The sequence below is a fragment of the Ramlibacter sp. AN1015 genome, assembly GCF_037726105.1.
Lineage (GTDB): Bacteria > Pseudomonadota > Gammaproteobacteria > Burkholderiales > Burkholderiaceae_C > Ramlibacter.
The window spans coordinates 178,249-194,391 of sequence record NZ_JBBJUM010000007.1 but is presented as its reverse complement, the minus strand read 5'-3'; the positions used below and the strand labels follow the sequence as shown (position 1 = coordinate 194,391).

The 16,143-nt window shown below is 68.5% G+C and carries 15 protein-coding genes; 7 read left to right on the top strand and 8 right to left on the bottom strand.

All coding sequences use genetic code 11. The annotated features are described in order from the left end of the window. Positions 1-54: 54 nt before the first annotated feature. The 3 genes from rpsO to WG922_RS13245 all read right to left on the bottom strand — a co-directional run bounded on the left by rpsO (position 55) and on the right by WG922_RS13245 (position 2,917). On the bottom strand, positions 55-318 hold the full coding sequence (rpsO, locus tag WG922_RS13255; protein ID WP_340283150.1) for a 30S ribosomal protein S15: 264 nt from the start codon (positions 316-318) through the stop codon (positions 55-57). A 153-nt stretch (positions 319-471) separates the two neighbouring features. Continuing rightward, on the bottom strand, positions 472-1,632 hold the full coding sequence (locus WG922_RS13250) for a pyridoxal phosphate-dependent aminotransferase (protein WP_340283149.1): 1,161 nt from the start codon (positions 1,630-1,632) through the stop codon (positions 472-474). A gap of 7 nt (positions 1,633-1,639) precedes the next feature. Next, positions 1,640-2,917: a branched-chain amino acid ABC transporter substrate-binding protein gene (locus WG922_RS13245; protein ID WP_340283148.1), complete on the bottom strand. Its 1,278-nt coding sequence runs from the start codon at positions 2,915-2,917 to the stop codon at positions 1,640-1,642. A 126-nt stretch (positions 2,918-3,043) separates the two neighbouring features. Here WG922_RS13245 and WG922_RS13240 point away from each other — a divergent pair, with 126 nt between their 5' ends. Further along, complete coding sequence (locus WG922_RS13240) at positions 3,044-3,424, top strand: Hsp20/alpha crystallin family protein (protein ID WP_340283147.1); 381 nt, start codon at positions 3,044-3,046, stop codon at positions 3,422-3,424. Positions 3,425-3,582: 158 nt separating this feature from the next. Here the strand turns inward: WG922_RS13240 and tsaD are convergent, their stop codons facing one another. Next, entirely contained in the window at positions 3,583-4,653 is a 1,071-nt protein-coding gene (gene tsaD / locus WG922_RS13235) for a tRNA (adenosine(37)-N6)-threonylcarbamoyltransferase complex transferase subunit TsaD (protein WP_445322830.1), read from the bottom strand. 103 nt (positions 4,654-4,756) lie between these two features. Here tsaD and ybiB point away from each other — a divergent pair, with 103 nt between their 5' ends. The 3 genes from ybiB to WG922_RS13220 all read left to right on the top strand — a co-directional run bounded on the left by ybiB (position 4,757) and on the right by WG922_RS13220 (position 7,815). Next, on the top strand, positions 4,757-5,662 hold the full coding sequence (ybiB, locus tag WG922_RS13230; protein WP_340283144.1) for a DNA-binding protein YbiB: 906 nt from the start codon (positions 4,757-4,759) through the stop codon (positions 5,660-5,662). After that, positions 5,659-6,465, top strand: a complete 807-nt coding sequence (cobA, locus tag WG922_RS13225; protein WP_340283143.1) for a uroporphyrinogen-III C-methyltransferase — start codon at positions 5,659-5,661, stop codon at positions 6,463-6,465. The genes ybiB and cobA overlap by 4 nt, the downstream gene beginning before the upstream one ends. Positions 6,466-6,591: 126 nt before the next feature. Beyond that, positions 6,592-7,815: a BaiN/RdsA family NAD(P)/FAD-dependent oxidoreductase gene (locus WG922_RS13220; protein WP_340283141.1), complete on the top strand. Its 1,224-nt coding sequence runs from the start codon at positions 6,592-6,594 to the stop codon at positions 7,813-7,815. Between the two features lie 112 nt (positions 7,816-7,927). On the opposite strand, the gene WG922_RS13215 is transcribed toward WG922_RS13220, so the two are convergent. Then, positions 7,928-9,265, bottom strand: a complete 1,338-nt coding sequence (locus WG922_RS13215) for a sensor histidine kinase (RefSeq protein ID WP_340283140.1) — start codon at positions 9,263-9,265, stop codon at positions 7,928-7,930. Between the two features lie 223 nt (positions 9,266-9,488). Here WG922_RS13215 and rpsU point away from each other — a divergent pair, with 223 nt between their 5' ends. Together rpsU and WG922_RS13205 are read left to right on the top strand one after the other, a co-directional pair. Next, positions 9,489-9,701 (top strand): 30S ribosomal protein S21, encoded by a 213-nt coding sequence (gene rpsU, locus WG922_RS13210; protein ID WP_012346814.1) that lies wholly within the window; start codon positions 9,489-9,491, stop codon positions 9,699-9,701. Between the two features lie 187 nt (positions 9,702-9,888). Continuing rightward, positions 9,889-10,341, top strand: coding sequence for a GatB/YqeY domain-containing protein (locus tag WG922_RS13205; RefSeq protein ID WP_340283139.1), 453 nt, complete (start codon positions 9,889-9,891; stop codon positions 10,339-10,341). Positions 10,342-10,922: 581 nt separating this feature from the next. On the opposite strand, the gene WG922_RS13200 is transcribed toward WG922_RS13205, so the two are convergent. Beyond that, positions 10,923-12,440 (bottom strand): hypothetical protein, encoded by a 1,518-nt coding sequence (locus WG922_RS13200; protein WP_340283138.1) that lies wholly within the window; start codon positions 12,438-12,440, stop codon positions 10,923-10,925. Between the two features lie 478 nt (positions 12,441-12,918). Between WG922_RS13200 and WG922_RS13195 the strand changes: the two genes are divergently transcribed. After that, on the top strand, positions 12,919-13,482 hold the full coding sequence (locus tag WG922_RS13195; protein ID WP_340283137.1) for a hypothetical protein: 564 nt from the start codon (positions 12,919-12,921) through the stop codon (positions 13,480-13,482). A gap of 35 nt (positions 13,483-13,517) precedes the next feature. Here the strand turns inward: WG922_RS13195 and WG922_RS13190 are convergent, their stop codons facing one another. Next, the gene (locus tag WG922_RS13190; RefSeq protein WP_340283136.1) at positions 13,518-14,897 is read right to left on the bottom strand and encodes an alkaline phosphatase PhoX; all 1,380 of its coding nucleotides are present in this window, start codon (positions 14,895-14,897) and stop codon (positions 13,518-13,520) included. Between the two features lie 279 nt (positions 14,898-15,176). Continuing rightward, the gene (locus tag WG922_RS13185) at positions 15,177-16,088 is read right to left on the bottom strand and encodes a LysR family transcriptional regulator (protein ID WP_340283135.1); all 912 of its coding nucleotides are present in this window, start codon (positions 16,086-16,088) and stop codon (positions 15,177-15,179) included. Positions 16,089-16,143: the final 55 nt, after the last annotated feature.

The following is a 16,143-nucleotide window of genomic DNA, read 5'->3' as shown; positions in this document are numbered from 1 at the left end:
AAAAACGCCTGAGCTAGCGTGCAACTAACTCAGGCGCTCTCGGTGCTTCCGTGCTTACTTACGCAAACCCAGCTTGGCGATCAGCGCCGTGTAGCGCTCGGCCTCTTTGTTCTTGAGGTAAGCCAGCAGGCTCTTGCGGCGGTTCACCATGCGAAGCAGGCCGCGGCGGCCGTGGTGGTCCTTGGCATGGGTCTTGAAATGGGGGGTCAGCTCGTTGATGCGCGCGGTGAGCAGCGCAACTTGCACTTCGGGGCTGCCGGTATCGGCGGCGCCGCGGGCGTGGGCCTTGACGACCTCGGCCTTGTTGATGGCGGTCATTGACGAATTCCTTGGGAAGAATGGACTTGCGTTGGATGCTGGAATGCGGCTCCAACGTGCGCACGGTACGTGCCGTTCCGCGCCCAGAGGACGCAGAACCGCCGGATTATAGCGGGCCGCTGCACCCTGCCCCGGCGCGCCCCGAGGCGGCCCTCAGGGCTGGCGGCCCAGCCATTCGCGCAGCCGCTCCACGCCCAGCTCCAGGCGATGCGGCTCACGCGAGGCGAAGCACCAGCGCAACCAGCCTTCGGCCTGGGGCGCGAAGGCGCTGCCGGGCGCCAGGCCGAGCCCTGCCTCGGCGACCAGGCGCTTGGCCAGCTCGAGCGAATCTCCTTGCCCCTGCACCTGGAAGAACGCGTACATGCCGCCCTCGGCTGGCGCTACCGTCACCTGCGGCAGGGCTTGCAGCCGCGCCACCAGCAGGTCCCGGCAGGTGCGCAGGTGCGCGACCACCCGCGGAGTGACCTCGTCGCTGCGCTGCAGTGCGGCCAGCGCGCCGCGCTGCGTGAACACGCTGGCGCAGGAGGTGTTGAATTCCAGAAGCTTGCCCATGGGCTCGACCAGAAAGGGCGGGAGCACGAGCCAGCCCAGCCGCCAGCCCGTCATCAGGAAGCTCTTGGAGAAGCTGTGGGCCACCACCAGCCGGTCGTCGGGCTCGGCGACATCGAGGAAGCTCGGCGCGCAGGCGTTCGCGCTCGGGCCGTAGTAGAGCCGTTCGTAGACTTCGTCGGCCAGGATCCAGGTTCCCGTGCGGCGGCAGTGCTCCAGGATGGCGCGCTGCTGCGCCGGATCGAGCGTCCAGCCGGTCGGGTTGTTGGGAGCATTCAGAACCAGCAGGCGGGTGCGGGAGGTGACCGCCTCCAGCAGTGCCGCCACGTCGAGGGTCCATGCACCGTCCACCGGCCGCAGTGGGACGCAACGCAGGCGCGCGCCCATGATCTGCGGCTGGGCGGTGAGGTTGGGCCAGACCGGCGTCACCACCACCACCTCGTCGCCGGCATCGACCAGGGCCTGCACAGCCAGCATCAGCCCGCTGACGCCACCCGAGGTGACGGCCAGCCGCTGGGCGGCCACGGGGCGGTGCAGGCTGCTGGTGTACTGCGCCAGCGCCTCGCGCAGCTGCGGCAGGCCCAGGTTGTGGCTGTAGAAGGTCTCGCCCCGGCGCAGGGAGTCGATGGCGGCCTCGCGGATGAACTCCGGTGTCGGCTCGTCGCTCTCGCCGAACCAGAACGCGAGCACATCGCTGCGGCCGAGGCCGGCGTTGGCGACCTCCCGGATGCGTGAAGCCTCGAGGTTCAGGATCGCGCTGCGCATGGTGCCCTCAGTCGGGTCGCACCATGCGACAGCTGCTCGGCATCTCGGCTTCCGAGGTGGCGATCTGGCGGATCACGCGGAATCCGTAGCCGGAGCCCTCGACGTCGAAACGCACGCCGGGCGCACCCAGCCGGTCCATCACCCCCACCACCAGCGGCTGCTGGAACTGGTGGTCGGCCGCGCGCATGTGGCCTTTCTGGCCAGAAAACTCGAGCCGCACGCGCTCCAGCTGGGTCGCGACAGCGACGGTGTCGGTGGATCCGGCCTTCTCCAGCGCCTGCGCCAGCGCCTCCACCAGCAGCTGCATGCGCATGTGCACGTAGTCGTCCTGCGGCCGTGGAAAGCGTTGCCGGAACGACCGGTAGAACGCCTCGCTCTCGGCGGTGGGCACGTTGGGCAGCCAGTCCGCAACCGCTAAGACGCGGCCCACGCCGGCTTCGCCGATGGCGGCGGGGGCGCCCAGGGCGTTGCCGTAGAAGGTGTAGAACTTGCCCTCGTAGCCGGCATCGCGCGCGGCCTTCACCAGCAGCGTGAGATCGTTCCCCCAGTTGCCCGTGATGACTGCCTGCGCGCCGCTCGCCTTGATCTTGGCAGCGTAGGGAGCGAAATCCTTGACGCGCCCCAGCGGATGCAGTTCGTCGCCCACGATGCGCACGTCGGGGCGCTGCTCTCCCAGTTGGCGGCGCGCCTCGCGCAGCACGGCCTGGCCGAAGCTGTAGTCCTGACCGAACAGGTAGGCGCTGCGCACCTCGCGGTCGGCCTTGAGCACCTGCATGAGCGCCGCCATGCGCATGTCGGCGTGCGCGTCGAAGCGGAAGTGCCAGAAACTGCATTTCTCGTTGGTGAGGATCGGGTCCACCGCCGAGTAGTTGAGGAACAGCACGCGCTTGTCGGGTTCGCGCTCGTTGTGCTTGTTGATCGCATCGATCAGCGCCGCCGCCACGGCCGACGAATTGCCCTGCACGATGACGCGCGCGCCATCGTCGATGGCCGCCCGCAGCGCCGCGAGCGCTTCCTCGGTCTGGCCTTTGCTGTCGTAGCGCTGCAGCACCAGCGCGCGGGCGCCCTGCGGCAGCCGCACGCCACCGCGCTGGTTGACCCGCTCCACCGCCCAGGCGAGGTTGCGGAACACCGATTCGCCGGTGTTGGCGAACGCACCGGACAGGGCCTCGACCATCGCCACCTTGATTGGCTCGCGCGCCTGCTGCGCCTGCGCGAGGACGGGGAGAAATAGCGTCGCCGCGAGCGATTTCAAGACGCTCCTGCGCCGATTTTTTGCAGTCATGTCGCCCCCTTGAAAAAGGCCGAGACGGTGCACAGATCGTGTCCATGCAACGCTCGGCGGTTGTGAAAGCCGGGCAGTGTAAGTGAGCCGATCGACGACTTTTCCACAAACCTTCAGGAGTTCGCCATGTCCGTCTTCTTCGCCCCCGTGCTTCCCAGTGAAACCGTGAGCACCCGATTCTTCAACCCCCGCTTCCAGCGCTTCGTCAACGCAGCCTTCGTGGGCGCGCAGTCCGCCGCGCCGCGCGTGCAGGACGACGACAAGGCCTGGACTGTCAGCCTGGACGTGCCCGGTGTGGCACGTGAGGACCTGGAGATCAACGTGGAAGGCGCCATCGTGCGCATCCAGACCCGTCAGGAAGCGTCGCGCCAGTACAAGGCCGCCTACGAACTGCCGCAAGACATCGATGTCGAGGCGACCACCGCCCGGCTCGAAAACGGCGTGCTGACCCTCACGCTGGCCAAGCAGCAGCCGGCCAGCCGCGCCCGCCAGATCCCCGTGGCCTGACATGGGCCCTCCCCCGGCCGCCGCGACGGTTTGGCCGGAGCCCATAGCCCGGCAGCGGGCAAGGCATGGCTGCCGACCGGCTGGCGCCAGCGCCGCCGACAAGCGGCCTAGGCGGGCATTGCAACGTGAGGCGTGCGCACGAGGGTGCGACGCCGAGCTCAGGCCGGCTGCACGAGCAGCTCGTGCAGCGGCCAGCGGGGCCGCACGTCGAAGGCATAGTCGGCGCGGGCCTCCTCCACGCCGGCCTGCAGGCGCATGGCGGCCGCCATGGCGATCATGGCGCCGTTGTCGGTGCACAGCGCCAGTTCGGGGTAGTGCACGCGCACGCCGCGCTGCGCACATTCGGCGTCGAGCCGGGCGCGCAGCAGGCGATTGGCTCCCACGCCGCCCGCCACCACGATGCGCCGCAGCCCGGTCTGGCGCAGCGCGCGAACGGATTTCTTCACCAGCACATCCACGATGGCTTCTTGCGTCGCGGCGGCCAGATCGGCCTTGCGGCGTTCCAGATCGCCGCCTAGCTTTTTCGCCTGCGTCAGAACGGCGGTCTTGAGGCCGGCAAACGAAAAGTCGAGATCGCCGCTGTGCAGCAGCGGGCGTGGCAGTTGAAAGGCGGCTGCATTGCCGTCCTGCGCCAGTCGCGAGAGCGCCGGCCCCCCGGGGTACCCCAGCCCCAGCAGCTTTGCCGACTTGTCGAAGGCCTCGCCCGCGGCATCGTCGATGGTCTCGCCGAGCAGGGTGTAGCGGCCGACCGCGTCCACGCGCATCAGCTGGGTGTGGCCGCCGGACACCAGCAGCGCGACGAAGGGGAACTCCGGCGGGTCGGCACTCAGGAACGGCGAGAGCAAATGGCCTTCGAGGTGGTGCACCCCGAGCACCGGCAGCGACAGCGCCGCTCCCAAGGCGCACGCGACCCCCGCGCCTACCAGCAGGGCCCCTGCGAGCCCGGGCCCACGCGTGTAGGCCACCACATCCACCTCGGTCATCGGACGTCCCGCAGCGCCCAGCACTTCGTTCGCGAGCGGCAGAACGCGGCGGATGTGGTCGCGGCTGGCAAGCTCGGGAACGACCCCGCCGTAGTCCTGGTGCATGTCGATCTGGCTGTGCAGCGCATGGGCGAGCAGGCGCGGCACGGCCGCGCCCTCGGCCTCCACCAAGGCAACGCCGGTTTCATCGCAGGACGATTCGATACCGAGTACGAGCATGGGCCGGCAGTGTAGCCAGGGCGCCATTGCCCTTGAGCCGGCACGTGTGTTGCCGCTCTGACCGAACAGCGTTTCGATGCACCATCAGCTTATCGCCGGAAGTCATGATGCTTGCCCGAGAATGACCGCAATGGGCAGCATCAGTCATTACCTGAAGGAGATCGGCCGCGGCAAGCAGGGCGCGCGCGCCCTGGACCGCGCCCAGGCCGCAGACTGCTTCGGACAGGTGCTTGATGGCCTGGTATCCGACCTGGAGGTCGGCGCCTTCTGCATGGCCATGCGCATCAAGGGCGAGACGCCCGAGGAGATGTGCGGGTTCCTCGACGCGACGGCCGAGCGCAGCGCACGCGTTCCGGCCGGCGAGCGCCCCCTGGTGGTGATCCCCAGCTACAACGGTGCGCGCAAGCTGCCGGCTCTCACTCCGCTGCTGGGGCTGCTGCTGGCCCGGCAGGGGCTTGCGGTGCTGATGCACGGCGCCGCCACGGAAGACCGGCGCGTAGCCGTAGCCGAGGTGCTGGGCGCGCTGGGCGTGCAGGAGCACCTGCAGGGCACGGCCGTGGCGCCGGGCACGCTGGCCTGGCTGCCGACGCAGCGCCTGTGCCCGGGATTGCAGCGGCTGCTGGACGTGCGCCGCGTGGTCGGAGTGCGCAACAGCGCCCACAGCGTCGTGAAGCTCATGAACCCCTGCGCCGGCGCGGCGGTGATCGTGAGCAGCTACACGCACCCGGAGTATGCGGCCTCCATGGCCGAGGTGTTCGAGCGCACCAACGCAACGGCCATGCTGCTGCGCGGCACCGAAGGCGAGGCAGTGGCGGACGCGCGGCGGCTGCCCCAGATGGACGGCTTCATCCGGGGACAACGGCTGCAGCTGGAGGGCGGCTTGCGCGGCAGCGTCACGCAGCTGCCGGACCTGCCCTGCAGCACCGATCCGCAGGACACCGCCCGCTACATCCGTGCCGTGCTCTGCGGGGAACGGGCGGTGCCCGTATCGATCGGCCTGCAGGTTGAACACATCGTGCGCCTGGCATCGAAATGACGAACGCAAAGAAATCCTCCTCCCCTCGCGACCCGTTCGGCGCTTCGGGCAGTGTCACGCTGGTGGGCGCCGGGCCGGGCGATCCTGACCTGCTGACGCTCAAAGCCGTGCGCGCCATCGAGGCGGCCACGGTGCTGCTCGTGGACGAGCTGGTGGGCGACGGTGTGGTGGCGCTGGCACGACCCGGCACGCGCGTCGTGCACGTGGGCAAGCGCGGCGGCTGCCGCAGCACGCCGCAGGCGTTCATCGAAAAACTGATGATCACGGCGGCGCGCGAGGGCGAACGCGTGGTGCGGCTCAAGGGTGGAGACCCTTTCATCTTCGGGCGTGGCGGCGAAGAGGTGGAACACCTGCGCGCGGCGGGTATTTGCGTTTCCGTCGTCAACGGCATCACCGCCGGACTGGCCGCCATGGGCTCGCTGGGAGTCGCACTCACCCACCGGGACCATGCACACGGCGTGGTCTTCGTCACCGGCCATGCACGCCCGGGGCACGACTTCGACTGGCCGGCGCTGGCGTCGGTGGCGCACGCAACCCGCCTCACGCTGGTCATCTACATGGGCGTGCGCGGCGTCGCCGAGATCGAGCGTGGACTGCTGCGCGGCTTGCCTGCCGATACGCCGGCCGTAGTGGTGCAGCACGCCAGCCTGCCCCTGCAGCGGCAGGTAGCCACTCGCCTCGGCGAACTCGCCGCCACCGTGGCGCGCGAAGGGCTGGCCAGCCCGGCCGTCATCGTGGTCGGCGACGTCGTGTCCGGTCTCAGCGCAGCACAGCACGAACTCGAGCGCTGGGGCGCTGCCTGAGCGCCATGCGCGGCGGCAGGAGCGGTCGCTGCGCACCCCGCGCAGCCGTCGTCGTGACCACGTCCGACGCCCTCCCCCCACCTCCGCCCGGGTGGCAGGCCGCCGTGCCTACACTCGCTGCCCTATATGCACTCCTGTGACGTTCTCATCGTCGGCGCCGGCGCCGCCGGCCTGTTCTGCGCCGGTGTCGCAGGCCAGCTCGGATTGAAGGTGCTGTTGGTCGATCACGCGGCCAAAGTGGCCGAAAAGATCCGCATCTCGGGCGGCGGCCGCTGCAACTTCACGAACCGCGACCTGGATCCGCGAGCGCCGCACAAGCACTTCCTGGGCGAGAACCCGCAGTTCTGCCGTTCGGCCCTGTCGCGCTACACCGCGGCGGATTTCACGGCGCTCGTGCAGCGCCACGGAATCGCCTTTCACGAGAAACACAAGGGGCAGCTGTTCGGCGACCGCTCGTCGGACGACTTCATCCGCATGCTGCTGACCGAGTGCGCCGCCGGCGGTGTGACCCACTGGCAGCCCTGCGCGGTGCACGGCGTTCGCCACCACCCGGACGCAGGCTACGAAGTGGATACCGACCGCGGCCCCGTGCACGCCACGCGCGTGGTGGTGGCCACCGGTGGACTGTCGATCCCGCAGATCGGCGCGAGCGATTTTGCGTGGCGTCTCGCGCGGCAGTTCGGGTTGCGCGTGGTCGAACCGCGCCCGGCGCTGGTGCCGTTGACGTTCGACGGCTCACACTGGGCGCCCTACGCGCAACTGGCCGGCCTGGCGCTGCCGGTGCGCATCGCTACCGGGCTGAAAAAGCAGCGCGTTGCATTCGACGAAGACTTGCTTTTCACGCATCGAGGTCTGTCCGGCCCGGCCGTGCTGCAGATCAGCAGCTACTGGCAGCCGGGCACGCCGGTGCGGCTGGACCTCGCCCCCGGGCGCGATCTGGGCGCAGCCTTGCTGACGGCCAAGCTGCAGTCACGCCGTCTGTTGGTCAACGAGTTGGCCGGCCACGTGCCCGCCCGGCTGGCCGAGGCCTGGGTGGGGCAGGATCCGTCGTGGCAGCGGCCGGTGAACGAGAGTTCCGACAAGGCTTTGGCTGCGCTCGCCGCGCGACTGTCGGATTGGGAGCTGTGCCCCACGGGCACCGAAGGTTGGCGCAAGGCGGAGGTGACGGCAGGCGGCGTGGACACGCGCGACCTCAGCTCACAGACTTTCGAATCCCGTCAGCCGGGGCTGCATTTCATCGGTGAAGCGGTCGATGTGACGGGCTGGCTCGGTGGCTACAACTTCCAGTGGGCCTGGTCGAGCGGCTTCGCTTGTGCACAAGCCCTGGCGCAGGCCCGCACGCCAGCCTGAGCTGTCCGGGCCCGCGCCAACCTGGCGCGCAAGGCGGCGGTACCGCGCCTGACGTGCCGGACCGGCGTGGCGAGCCGGGGCCGCCCAAAGACGCCGCTCCAGGCGCACAGCCCTACACCTGGGTGGCCGAAAAGGCACGTGCAGGGGTGACGTAGCACGCCGGCGGGATGGAATCCCAGTCGCGCGCAACCCGCCTGGTGGACACGTTCAGCAGGCTTTCGTGGCCCGCTGGAGCCGACGCCTGGGCCGCACGGGGCAAACACACGGTGAAGCGGCTGCCACAGCCTGGTCCTGCACTGGCGACCTCGAGCGTTCCGCCATGCAACTCGACCAGGCCCAGAGCGATGCCCAGCCCCAAGCCCAGCCCGCCGTACGGGCGGTGCAGGCTTTGCTCTCCTTGCGCGAACGGTTCGAACACCTCGGGCAGCATCGTCGCGGCGATGCCGCAACCAGTGTCCTCCACCTCGACCTGCACCTGATCGCCGGAGGATGACAGCCGCAGCCAGACCTGCCCGTTCGCAGGCGTGAACTTCTCGGCGTTCTCCAGCAGCCGTGCGAACACCTGCTCGAGCCGCTGCGGGTCGCCCTCCACCCACAGCGGCTCGTCGGGCGGCGTCCAGTGCACCGGCGCACCCTGCGCGAATCGAGGCATGCAGGTGCCCAGGGCCCGCGCCAGCACTGCACCTAGATCGATGCGCTCCGGCCGCAGCTGCAAGGTTCCATCGGCGATGCGCGCCGCCTCCAACAGGTCGTCCAGCAAAGTCGCAAGGTGCTTCACCTGCCGCCTGATGAGCCGGCGCTCGGACACCAGCAGGTCGGGAGCGCGTCGCTCCATGAGTTCCAGGGCAAGCACGATGGGCGCCAAGGGATTGCGCAGCTCGTGACCGAGCGTGGCCAGCATCTCGTTGCGCGCCCGTCGTGCTGGCGGCAGCGCGGCGCCGCCAGCGCCGTCGTGGGGCTGCGCCTGCGGCTGCGGACCCGACTGCGCCGCCGCGAACGTGCATGCCAGCAGGGACGCCAGCTCGCGTGTCCGGGCGCGCCGTTCGCCGGCCTGGCGGCTGTCGTCGGCGTCCAGCGTGCACACCACCAGCCGGCCGAACACTCCGGCACCTCTTCGCAGCGGTACGCAGTAAAGCGAGGTGAAGCCCAGAGCGCGCAGTGCCTCGTTGGACGGATGGCTGAACTCGTCCGCGCTCAGGCCAGCCTCGCCCAACAGCTGAGGCATGCATTCAAGTAGCGCCGGCGCGGCCGGATGCTGCGCAGATGCCACCACCAGGGGCGGCTTCGCGCTGTAGCGCCGGTCGAGCCAGGCACAGTCGCCCAACGCTGGCAGCGCCATGGCGAGCGCTGCTGGGACGTTCGCGTCCGGGTTTGCCGCATGCAGATCGCCCTGCGTGGTGAGCAGCCGCGCAATGCGCCCCAAAGTACGTTCCCACTGTGTATGTTCCATGATCGGCTACATCTTGAGTATTACGTCGGAACCCATTCTGCTTCATTTGCCATGGTTTGTGGGAGGTGGCGGGCCCGGGTAAGCCGCCGCTGGCAGGGCGAGATCCGCTGGCTATAATCGCGGGCTTTGCTGGCAAACCCCGGCGGCCTGATCACCACCACAGCCGGGGAACCCGCTGCAAGCCCGATCTTCTTGCGGCACCTTTTGGATCCAAGACACACGCATGACGACTATTCGAGTCAAGGAAAACGAGCCGTTCGACGTGGCCCTGCGCCGCTTCAAGCGCACGATCGAGAAGCTGGGCCTGCTCACCGAGCTGCGCGCACGCGAGTTCTACGAGAAGCCGACGGCTGAGCGCAAGCGCAAGAAAGCTGCTGCGGTCAAGCGCCACTACAAGCGCGTGCGCAGCATGCAGCTGCCCAAGAAGCTCTACTGATCTGCCGTGGGCGCGCGAGCGCCGCGCTTCGCTGACCGGAGCTTCCGGGCACCGGCGTCAGCAGCAGAGAAGTTCACCCGGCCGTCTGCGGCCGGACAGGCCCGCCCGGGGACGCCCGCGCGGGCCTTTGCTCGTCAACATCGCATCGGCAGCCCGGCCGCCGAGCTCGCAAGCAGGAGAAGATCGCATGACTACGCCCCTCAAGGACCGCATCAACGACGACATGAAGGCCGCCATGCGCGCGAAGGACACGGAGCGCCTGGGCACGATTCGCCTGCTGAACGCGGCCATCAAGCAAAAGGAAGTGGACGAGCGCACGAGCCTGGACGACCCGGCGGTGGTGGCCATCGTCGATAAGCTCATCAAGCAGCGCAAGGACAGCATCGAAGCATTCGAGAAGGCCGGACGCCAGGACCTCGCCGACAAGGAAGCCGCCGAGATGCGCGTGCTGCAGGCGTATCTGCCCGAACGCCTGTCCGCCGAGGAAGTCCAGGCAGAAGTCCGAACCCTCGTTGCCGAACTCGGCGCCGGCGGGCCCGGAGACATGGGCAAGGTCATGGGCGCCGCCAAGCTTCGTCTGGCGGGCAAAGCCGACATGCAACAGGTGTCGGCGGCGGTGAAGGCAGCACTGGCCGGCTGATCCGGTCGGAAGAAGTGCCACTCGCGGCGGCCGCGAACGGCACCGGACTGCGGCGCTCACTCGCGCCGGCAACGTCTTCGCGAGTCACAAGACGATGCCGGGCAGCGACCTACGGAAGGAGTGAGCGCTCTACGCCGAAGGCCGGAGCGCGCGAGTCTTTCTGTGCGAGTTCCTGGCAGCGATCTTTCTGCCTCGGAAGGCGAACAGGCCGCATCCATCGACCTCCATCCGGCTCCCGTCGGCGCCAGTGCCGCTGAACGTCCACTTCGATACATCTGATCGCCGCATACGAAGCGACGCGAAAACTGCCACTGATCATCGGGACGGTTTGCCACGCCGCGGAGAATCCGGCGCGAACCGCATCGATTGCGACGAACGGGTGCCGCGCGCGTGCTGGCCCGCGCATGCCTGGAAGACGCAGTCGTCCGCCTTGAAGCGAGCGCATCAGCGCATCGACCGCGTGCCGGTTCCATGCAACCGCGATCGGCTGTTGGGAGGCTCATACCCGGCCCCCAGCGCTTCCTAGTCGGCGCGGCCGACTCGCCAGTCTCCGAAACGAGGTGCCACGGGAGCAATCATGTTCACCGGGGGCTCTTGCCTGGGGAGGCAAAGATCGTCGAGGAGGAGAAAACGGAATACCGGGCGCTGCGCAGTTGCAGCAGCACAGCCGCGGCGAGGAAAGGCACCAGCCAGATGACCCGGGACTGGAAGCGATCCAGGGGCGCGGCGAACACGGCACAGATCAGGGCGTTGGCCAGGACACCCGCCCCGACCACCAGCGCGAACTGATCGAAGCCGGGCGGCCGCGGCAGCGCCGAGGACCGCCTGCGCCAGGCCAGCAGCACAAGCGATCCCGCCACGGCGGCATACGTCGCGCCGCTCAGCCACCCGTCGAAGTCGCCGCCGCGCACCCCCTGGCTGCCGCGCAGGTCCGCCAGCACGTCGTCCGGCACCCGCCCCAGATAGAACTTTTCCACGGCACCCGGCGGCTGACGGCCGACATCGACCCGGAAGCTGGCAAGCTGCTCCAGCACATCGGCGCCCAGCCCACGGGCGACGCCGAGAGGATCGAAGCGCACCACGTCCAGGACGAAGGCGATCTGCTCCTGTGCCATCCTGCGTTTGGCCTGCGCGTCGGCCAGCCAGAAGGCGCCCTTCGTCGGATCGTCCGAGAACAGGAAATCGTCCCAGTGCGTCGGGAAATTTGCGACGTAATCGCAGACCACGTAGCCGGCCTGGGGGCAGTTCTGCCGGAGGAATTCGGTGCCGGGACCCATCCCGATCAGATGGCCGGTGGCGTGGGGCAAGAGCACCGGAGGCGCACCCGACGCGGCCGTCATGGCCTTGTTGAACACCCACTCGGCGGCCACTCCGCCCACCACACATCCGGTCACGAGCACCAGCGCCGGCCATGGCGTTCGCAGGCCGAGGCGCAGCAGCTTGCAGCCGAGCATGAAAAGGAGCATCGCGGCTGCCAGCGCGAGATGGCTGGGGTGGGCGGCTATGGCGAACAGCAGCAGCGCCGCCACGCCGACGCGTTCCCATCGTCGCAAGCGGTTCCAGTAGGCAGCCAGAACCCCGCTGCACAGGACCGTCACGCCGGCGAACAGGTCGGGCATCAGCAGGCCCGTGAAAGCGGCCAGCGGCGTCAGCAGGGCGAGGCCAGCGCCGACCGCCAGCAGGTGCCGCCTACGGAAGCCCCATAGACGAACGATCACCAGGTGCAGCATGGCGGCCACGCAGAGCGCCTGCGCCACGACCGCCAGCCAGAGGCTGCCTGCCGCATGCGCGCCATACAGCAAGGCACCGTAATACACGGAGCGTCCAGCCAGACTCACATTGCGATCGGTCTCCGCCGGCGCGGCGGCGGCAGCCGCCCCGGATTCCGAAGCGGCGCTCGCTTCGCCCATCCACGGCTTGATGCGGTCCGCGCCCAGCACCTTGCTCGCGCCCACCTCCGCGCGCCGCACGTAGACGGGAGTGTCCGGATAGAGAAACGGCTGCTCGTTCAGGATGGCGGCCAAGCACAGCAGCGCCGCCGTTGCGAACACGGCGAGGCTAGCGAGCGCACGCGCCAGCCGATCGGGCGGCTCCGCCACTGTTGAGGACGAGGCCGCTGAATCGGTCTTGGCCGGCGCGCCGGGGGCTGGACGAGGCTGCTGCATGAAACAATGCTGATCGGGAGCGGGGCAGGATGCACGGAGCCACGCAGCACCGGAGCAAGTGAAGGTAAGCACCGTGAGTCATTGTGTCCCAGCCCACCAATGCTATGTGATCGCCACCGGCGCGAGGGCCTGCAGGGCCGAATGCCAGCGTTCCGTCGCTCTTTCTTGCCGGCGGACGGAGGGACGCAGTAATGACTGACAAGCCATGGGCTGGCGCCACGGAAGAATGCACGCACATTTGCCCCACTGTCATCCCATGCACCGCCGCATCGCCCTGGTCCAACTCGGAGCCCTCTTCACCGCAGCCTGCGGGGGCGGGAGCGGGGGCGGCGGAGCGGGGCCCGCGACAGCACCGGCGCCCGCTCCCGCGGTAGCAGTCGGTGTCTCACCGCCAGCGCCAGCGCCAGCGCCCTTGAGCCGAAACATCGCGATGTGGGGAGACTCGCTCACGCCCCAGGTGGCAGCAGGGCTGCGGCTGCTCTATGCGGACCGCGAGATATACAACGGGGGCGTGAACGGGGAAACATCGGGTGAAATCGGCGGCCGCCACCTCGCGGACGAGACCCACCGCGACTGGATCAACGTGTTCTGGTATGGCCACAACAACCAGACCGAAGCCGACCAGATCCGGGCCGACATCGCGGCGTCGGTGGCCCACCTCGAGCCCGGAAACGATCGATTCGTCGTCATGTCGGTAGTGAACCAGGCGACCTCGCGCGAGGTTCGTGGTGGGACGGACTACCGCGGCATCCTCGCGTTGAACGAGTCGCTTGCGGCGACATACCCGCAGAACTACCTCGACATCCGCTCGTACCTGGTGCAGCAGTACGACCGCGATCGGCCGCAGGACGCGGCCGACTTCGCAAACGACGTGGTGCCGAGTTCGCTGCGCTACGACCACATCCATCTGCTCGTCGAGGGCAGCCGGGTCGTCTCGCGTCGGCTGAAGGCCTTTATCGACGAGAAGGGCTGGTAGGTTGCGAGCCGGCATGTACCCGGCTCACGACCGCCTCAGGGCTGGCCCTTGCGCCAGGGGCCCTCGACTACCAGCGTGATGCCGGGGCTCTGGATGTTGACGAACATGAACCGGCCGTCGTGCGAGAAGCAGCCGCCGCAGAACTCGCTGCCGTTGACGGCGTTCTCCGCGACGCGGAACAACTCGCCGCTGCGGTTCAGGCCGACGATGTTGTTTCCGCCACCGCCGTCCTCGAACATGTAGAGGCGTCCATCCGGCCCGACGGTGATGTTGTCCGGCGCCTCCAGCACGGAACGGTCGGTGGACTCGACGACCAGGGTTACGGTCTCACGCTGCGGGTCGTAGGCCCACACCTGGCCGGCGCTGATTTCGCCGCCGCTGGTGCAGCAGAAGTAGACCCGGCCGTCGCCGTACCAGGCGCCCTCGCCTCGCGCGAAACGCGCTGCGCCCAGTGCCTGGCCCTGGCCCCGGGTGCTGTTCGCCAGGCCGTTGTCCAGCGGATCGGGATCGGAGATATCGACCCACTCCACGGCCAGCGGCTGGTGCAGCGTGCCCAGGAAGTTCTTTGCGGTGTTGGCCCCGGCCGGGAAATCCTTGAGCCTCAAGGCCTGCAGCGTTCCCCCGTCGAGCAAGCGGCCGCGGTGGTGCGGCACGTAGCGGTAGAAGAGGCTGTCGCCGGTGTCCTCGGTCTGATATACGACGCCGGTGCGCGGATCGACCGCGCAAGCCTCGTGATTGAAGCGGCCCATGCCGAGGATGGGCATGGCCTGCGTCGGCCCGTCTGCGAGCGCCGGCACCTCGAAGACGTAGCCGTGGCGCTGCTGGTAGGTCGAAAGCGACGCGTTGGGCAGCGAAGTGCTCTCTTCGCAGGTGAGCCAGCTGCCCCAGGGCGTCGGGCCGCCGGCGCAGTTGTTGTTGGTGCCGCCCAGAGATGCGTAGTCGCGCAGCAGCCGCCCGCTCTGGTCAAGCACCAGCGTGGTGGTGCCACCGTTGGCGTAGGTGTCGAACTTGTAGCCCGCCGCGACGTCCACGCCCTTCTGGTTGCCGTACTTGGTCTCGCGGTTGCTCAACTCGTGGTTGCGCACCAGCACCGTGGTCGCACGCGGACCTGGAAAGCAGGCCATTCCGTCGTGATCGCCGGGAACGAGCGAGCCGTCGCTCATGGTCTGTCCCGTGCACGAGATCGCCCAATAACGAAAGCCCGGCGGCAAGCTCAGAAGCGGCCGGTTGCGAAGGTCGAAGGCACCCTCTACGAAGAGCTCCTCCGTGTTCAGCGGCAGTACGGGCGAGAGGGCACCGAATCCGGGACCGAAGGAAGGCGCTGCGCCCGCGGTGCGCGCAAACAGGGTGGCCAGCGGCGCAACCATGGCGCCCGCGCCGATGGTTTTCATGAAGTTCCGGCGAGAAGAAGTCATTGATCGATCCAGCAGGTGTTGTGTTGAAGGGCCGTGTGCTGGCTCACCGGATGCGAACACGCATCGGGAGGAGGCGGGAGCCGACGGCGTCGCCTGTTGCCAGCGAAGCGAAGGTACGGTGCGCACGTGACAGTGGCGTGAAGGTCCGCACCCGACCCCGCATCGCCGTTCGGCGGTTGATTCACAGGATGGGAGTGTCGATGTGACGCGCGGCCATGCCCACGCGCGGCAGGCGACGACGACGGACAGCCAGCGCAAGCAGGCCTGCGCCCGCCAGCGTCACCCCGTGATGATCGGGCGAAGTGACGCGCTCTCGTTCACGACGAAATCGAAGAACGCCGCGACCCGCGGCGTTCGCCGCAGTTCCGGGGTGGTCAGCACGCGCCAGACGCGCGTCAATTCGGCGACGGGCTCGATCACCCGTACGAGATCGGGTTCTGCATCACCGAGCGCGGTGGGAAGCGGCGCCACCCCCACGCCGGCCTTGGCCGAGTAGACAAGGCCCAGGACGCTGTTGCTGCGAGCAACGAGCGAGGCCTCGGGTGCCACCTTCCTCAGCCATGCGGCAATCCGATGCTTGGCCATGGTCTCGTCGAATCCCACCAGCGCATGTCGCGCCAGGTCTTCGATCCGTTCGGGTCGCCCATGGCGTTCCACGTAGGTCCGGCTGGCGTAGACGGCCCAGATCGAGTCGCCGATCTTTCGCCCGATGAGGTCTCCGTCGTCGGTATCTCCCGAGCGCAAGGCCACGTCGGCATCGCCTGCCATGAGATCGACGTACTTGTCGCTCATGACGAAGTGAACCTCCAGTGCCGGATGGCAGGCCCGGAATCGATCGAGGAACGTCGATTGGGTGATCCGGTACACGATCGGCTCCGGACAGGTCACGCGAATGACGCCGCTGACGTCGGCAACTGCGACCAGAAGCTGTCGCTCGAATGCCAGCACCGCCGACTCGATGCGCTCCGCGTACGGCAGCATCGCTTCGCCGAATGCGGTCAGGCGATATCCCGTAGGCCGTTTCTGCACGAGTGGCTGACCCAGGCGCCGCTCGAGTTCGACCAGCCGCCGCTGCACGGTCGATTGATCGACCTCGAGAGCACGCCCGGCCGCCAGCGTGCTCCCATGGCGTGCGACGCCTATCAGGTACTTGAGGTCGTCCCAGTTGAAGGCGCGAGCGGTATGCGGCATTGCGGCCCCCTTTCTGCAGTCTTGCGCCTTACGGCAGGCGGCGCCGATCCCTAAG

Excerpts from the sequence above, each read along its gene's own strand:
- rpsO (WP_340283150.1), bottom strand. The coding sequence starts at position 318 with ATGACCGCCATCAACAAGGCCGAGGTCGTCAAGGCCCACGCCCGCGGC.
- WG922_RS13250 (WP_340283149.1), bottom strand. The coding sequence starts at position 1,632 with ATGCGCAGCGCGATCCTGAACCTCGAGGCTTCACGCATCCGGGAGGTC.
- WG922_RS13245 (WP_340283148.1), bottom strand. The coding sequence starts at position 2,917 with ATGACTGCAAAAAATCGGCGCAGGAGCGTCTTGAAATCGCTCGCGGCG.
- WG922_RS13240 (WP_340283147.1), top strand. The coding sequence starts at position 3,044 with ATGTCCGTCTTCTTCGCCCCCGTGCTTCCCAGTGAAACCGTGAGCACC.
- tsaD (WP_445322830.1), bottom strand. The coding sequence starts at position 4,653 with ATGGCGCCCTGGCTACACTGCCGGCCCATGCTCGTACTCGGTATCGAA.
- ybiB (WP_340283144.1), top strand. The coding sequence starts at position 4,757 with ATGGGCAGCATCAGTCATTACCTGAAGGAGATCGGCCGCGGCAAGCAG.
- cobA (WP_340283143.1), top strand. The coding sequence starts at position 5,659 with ATGACGAACGCAAAGAAATCCTCCTCCCCTCGCGACCCGTTCGGCGCT.
- WG922_RS13220 (WP_340283141.1), top strand. The coding sequence starts at position 6,592 with ATGCACTCCTGTGACGTTCTCATCGTCGGCGCCGGCGCCGCCGGCCTG.
- WG922_RS13215 (WP_340283140.1), bottom strand. The coding sequence starts at position 9,265 with ATGGAACATACACAGTGGGAACGTACTTTGGGGCGCATTGCGCGGCTG.
- rpsU (WP_012346814.1), top strand. The coding sequence starts at position 9,489 with ATGACGACTATTCGAGTCAAGGAAAACGAGCCGTTCGACGTGGCCCTG.
- WG922_RS13205 (WP_340283139.1), top strand. The coding sequence starts at position 9,889 with ATGACTACGCCCCTCAAGGACCGCATCAACGACGACATGAAGGCCGCC.
- WG922_RS13190 (WP_340283136.1), bottom strand. The coding sequence starts at position 14,897 with ATGACTTCTTCTCGCCGGAACTTCATGAAAACCATCGGCGCGGGCGCC.
- WG922_RS13185 (WP_340283135.1), bottom strand. The coding sequence starts at position 16,088 with ATGCCGCATACCGCTCGCGCCTTCAACTGGGACGACCTCAAGTACCTG.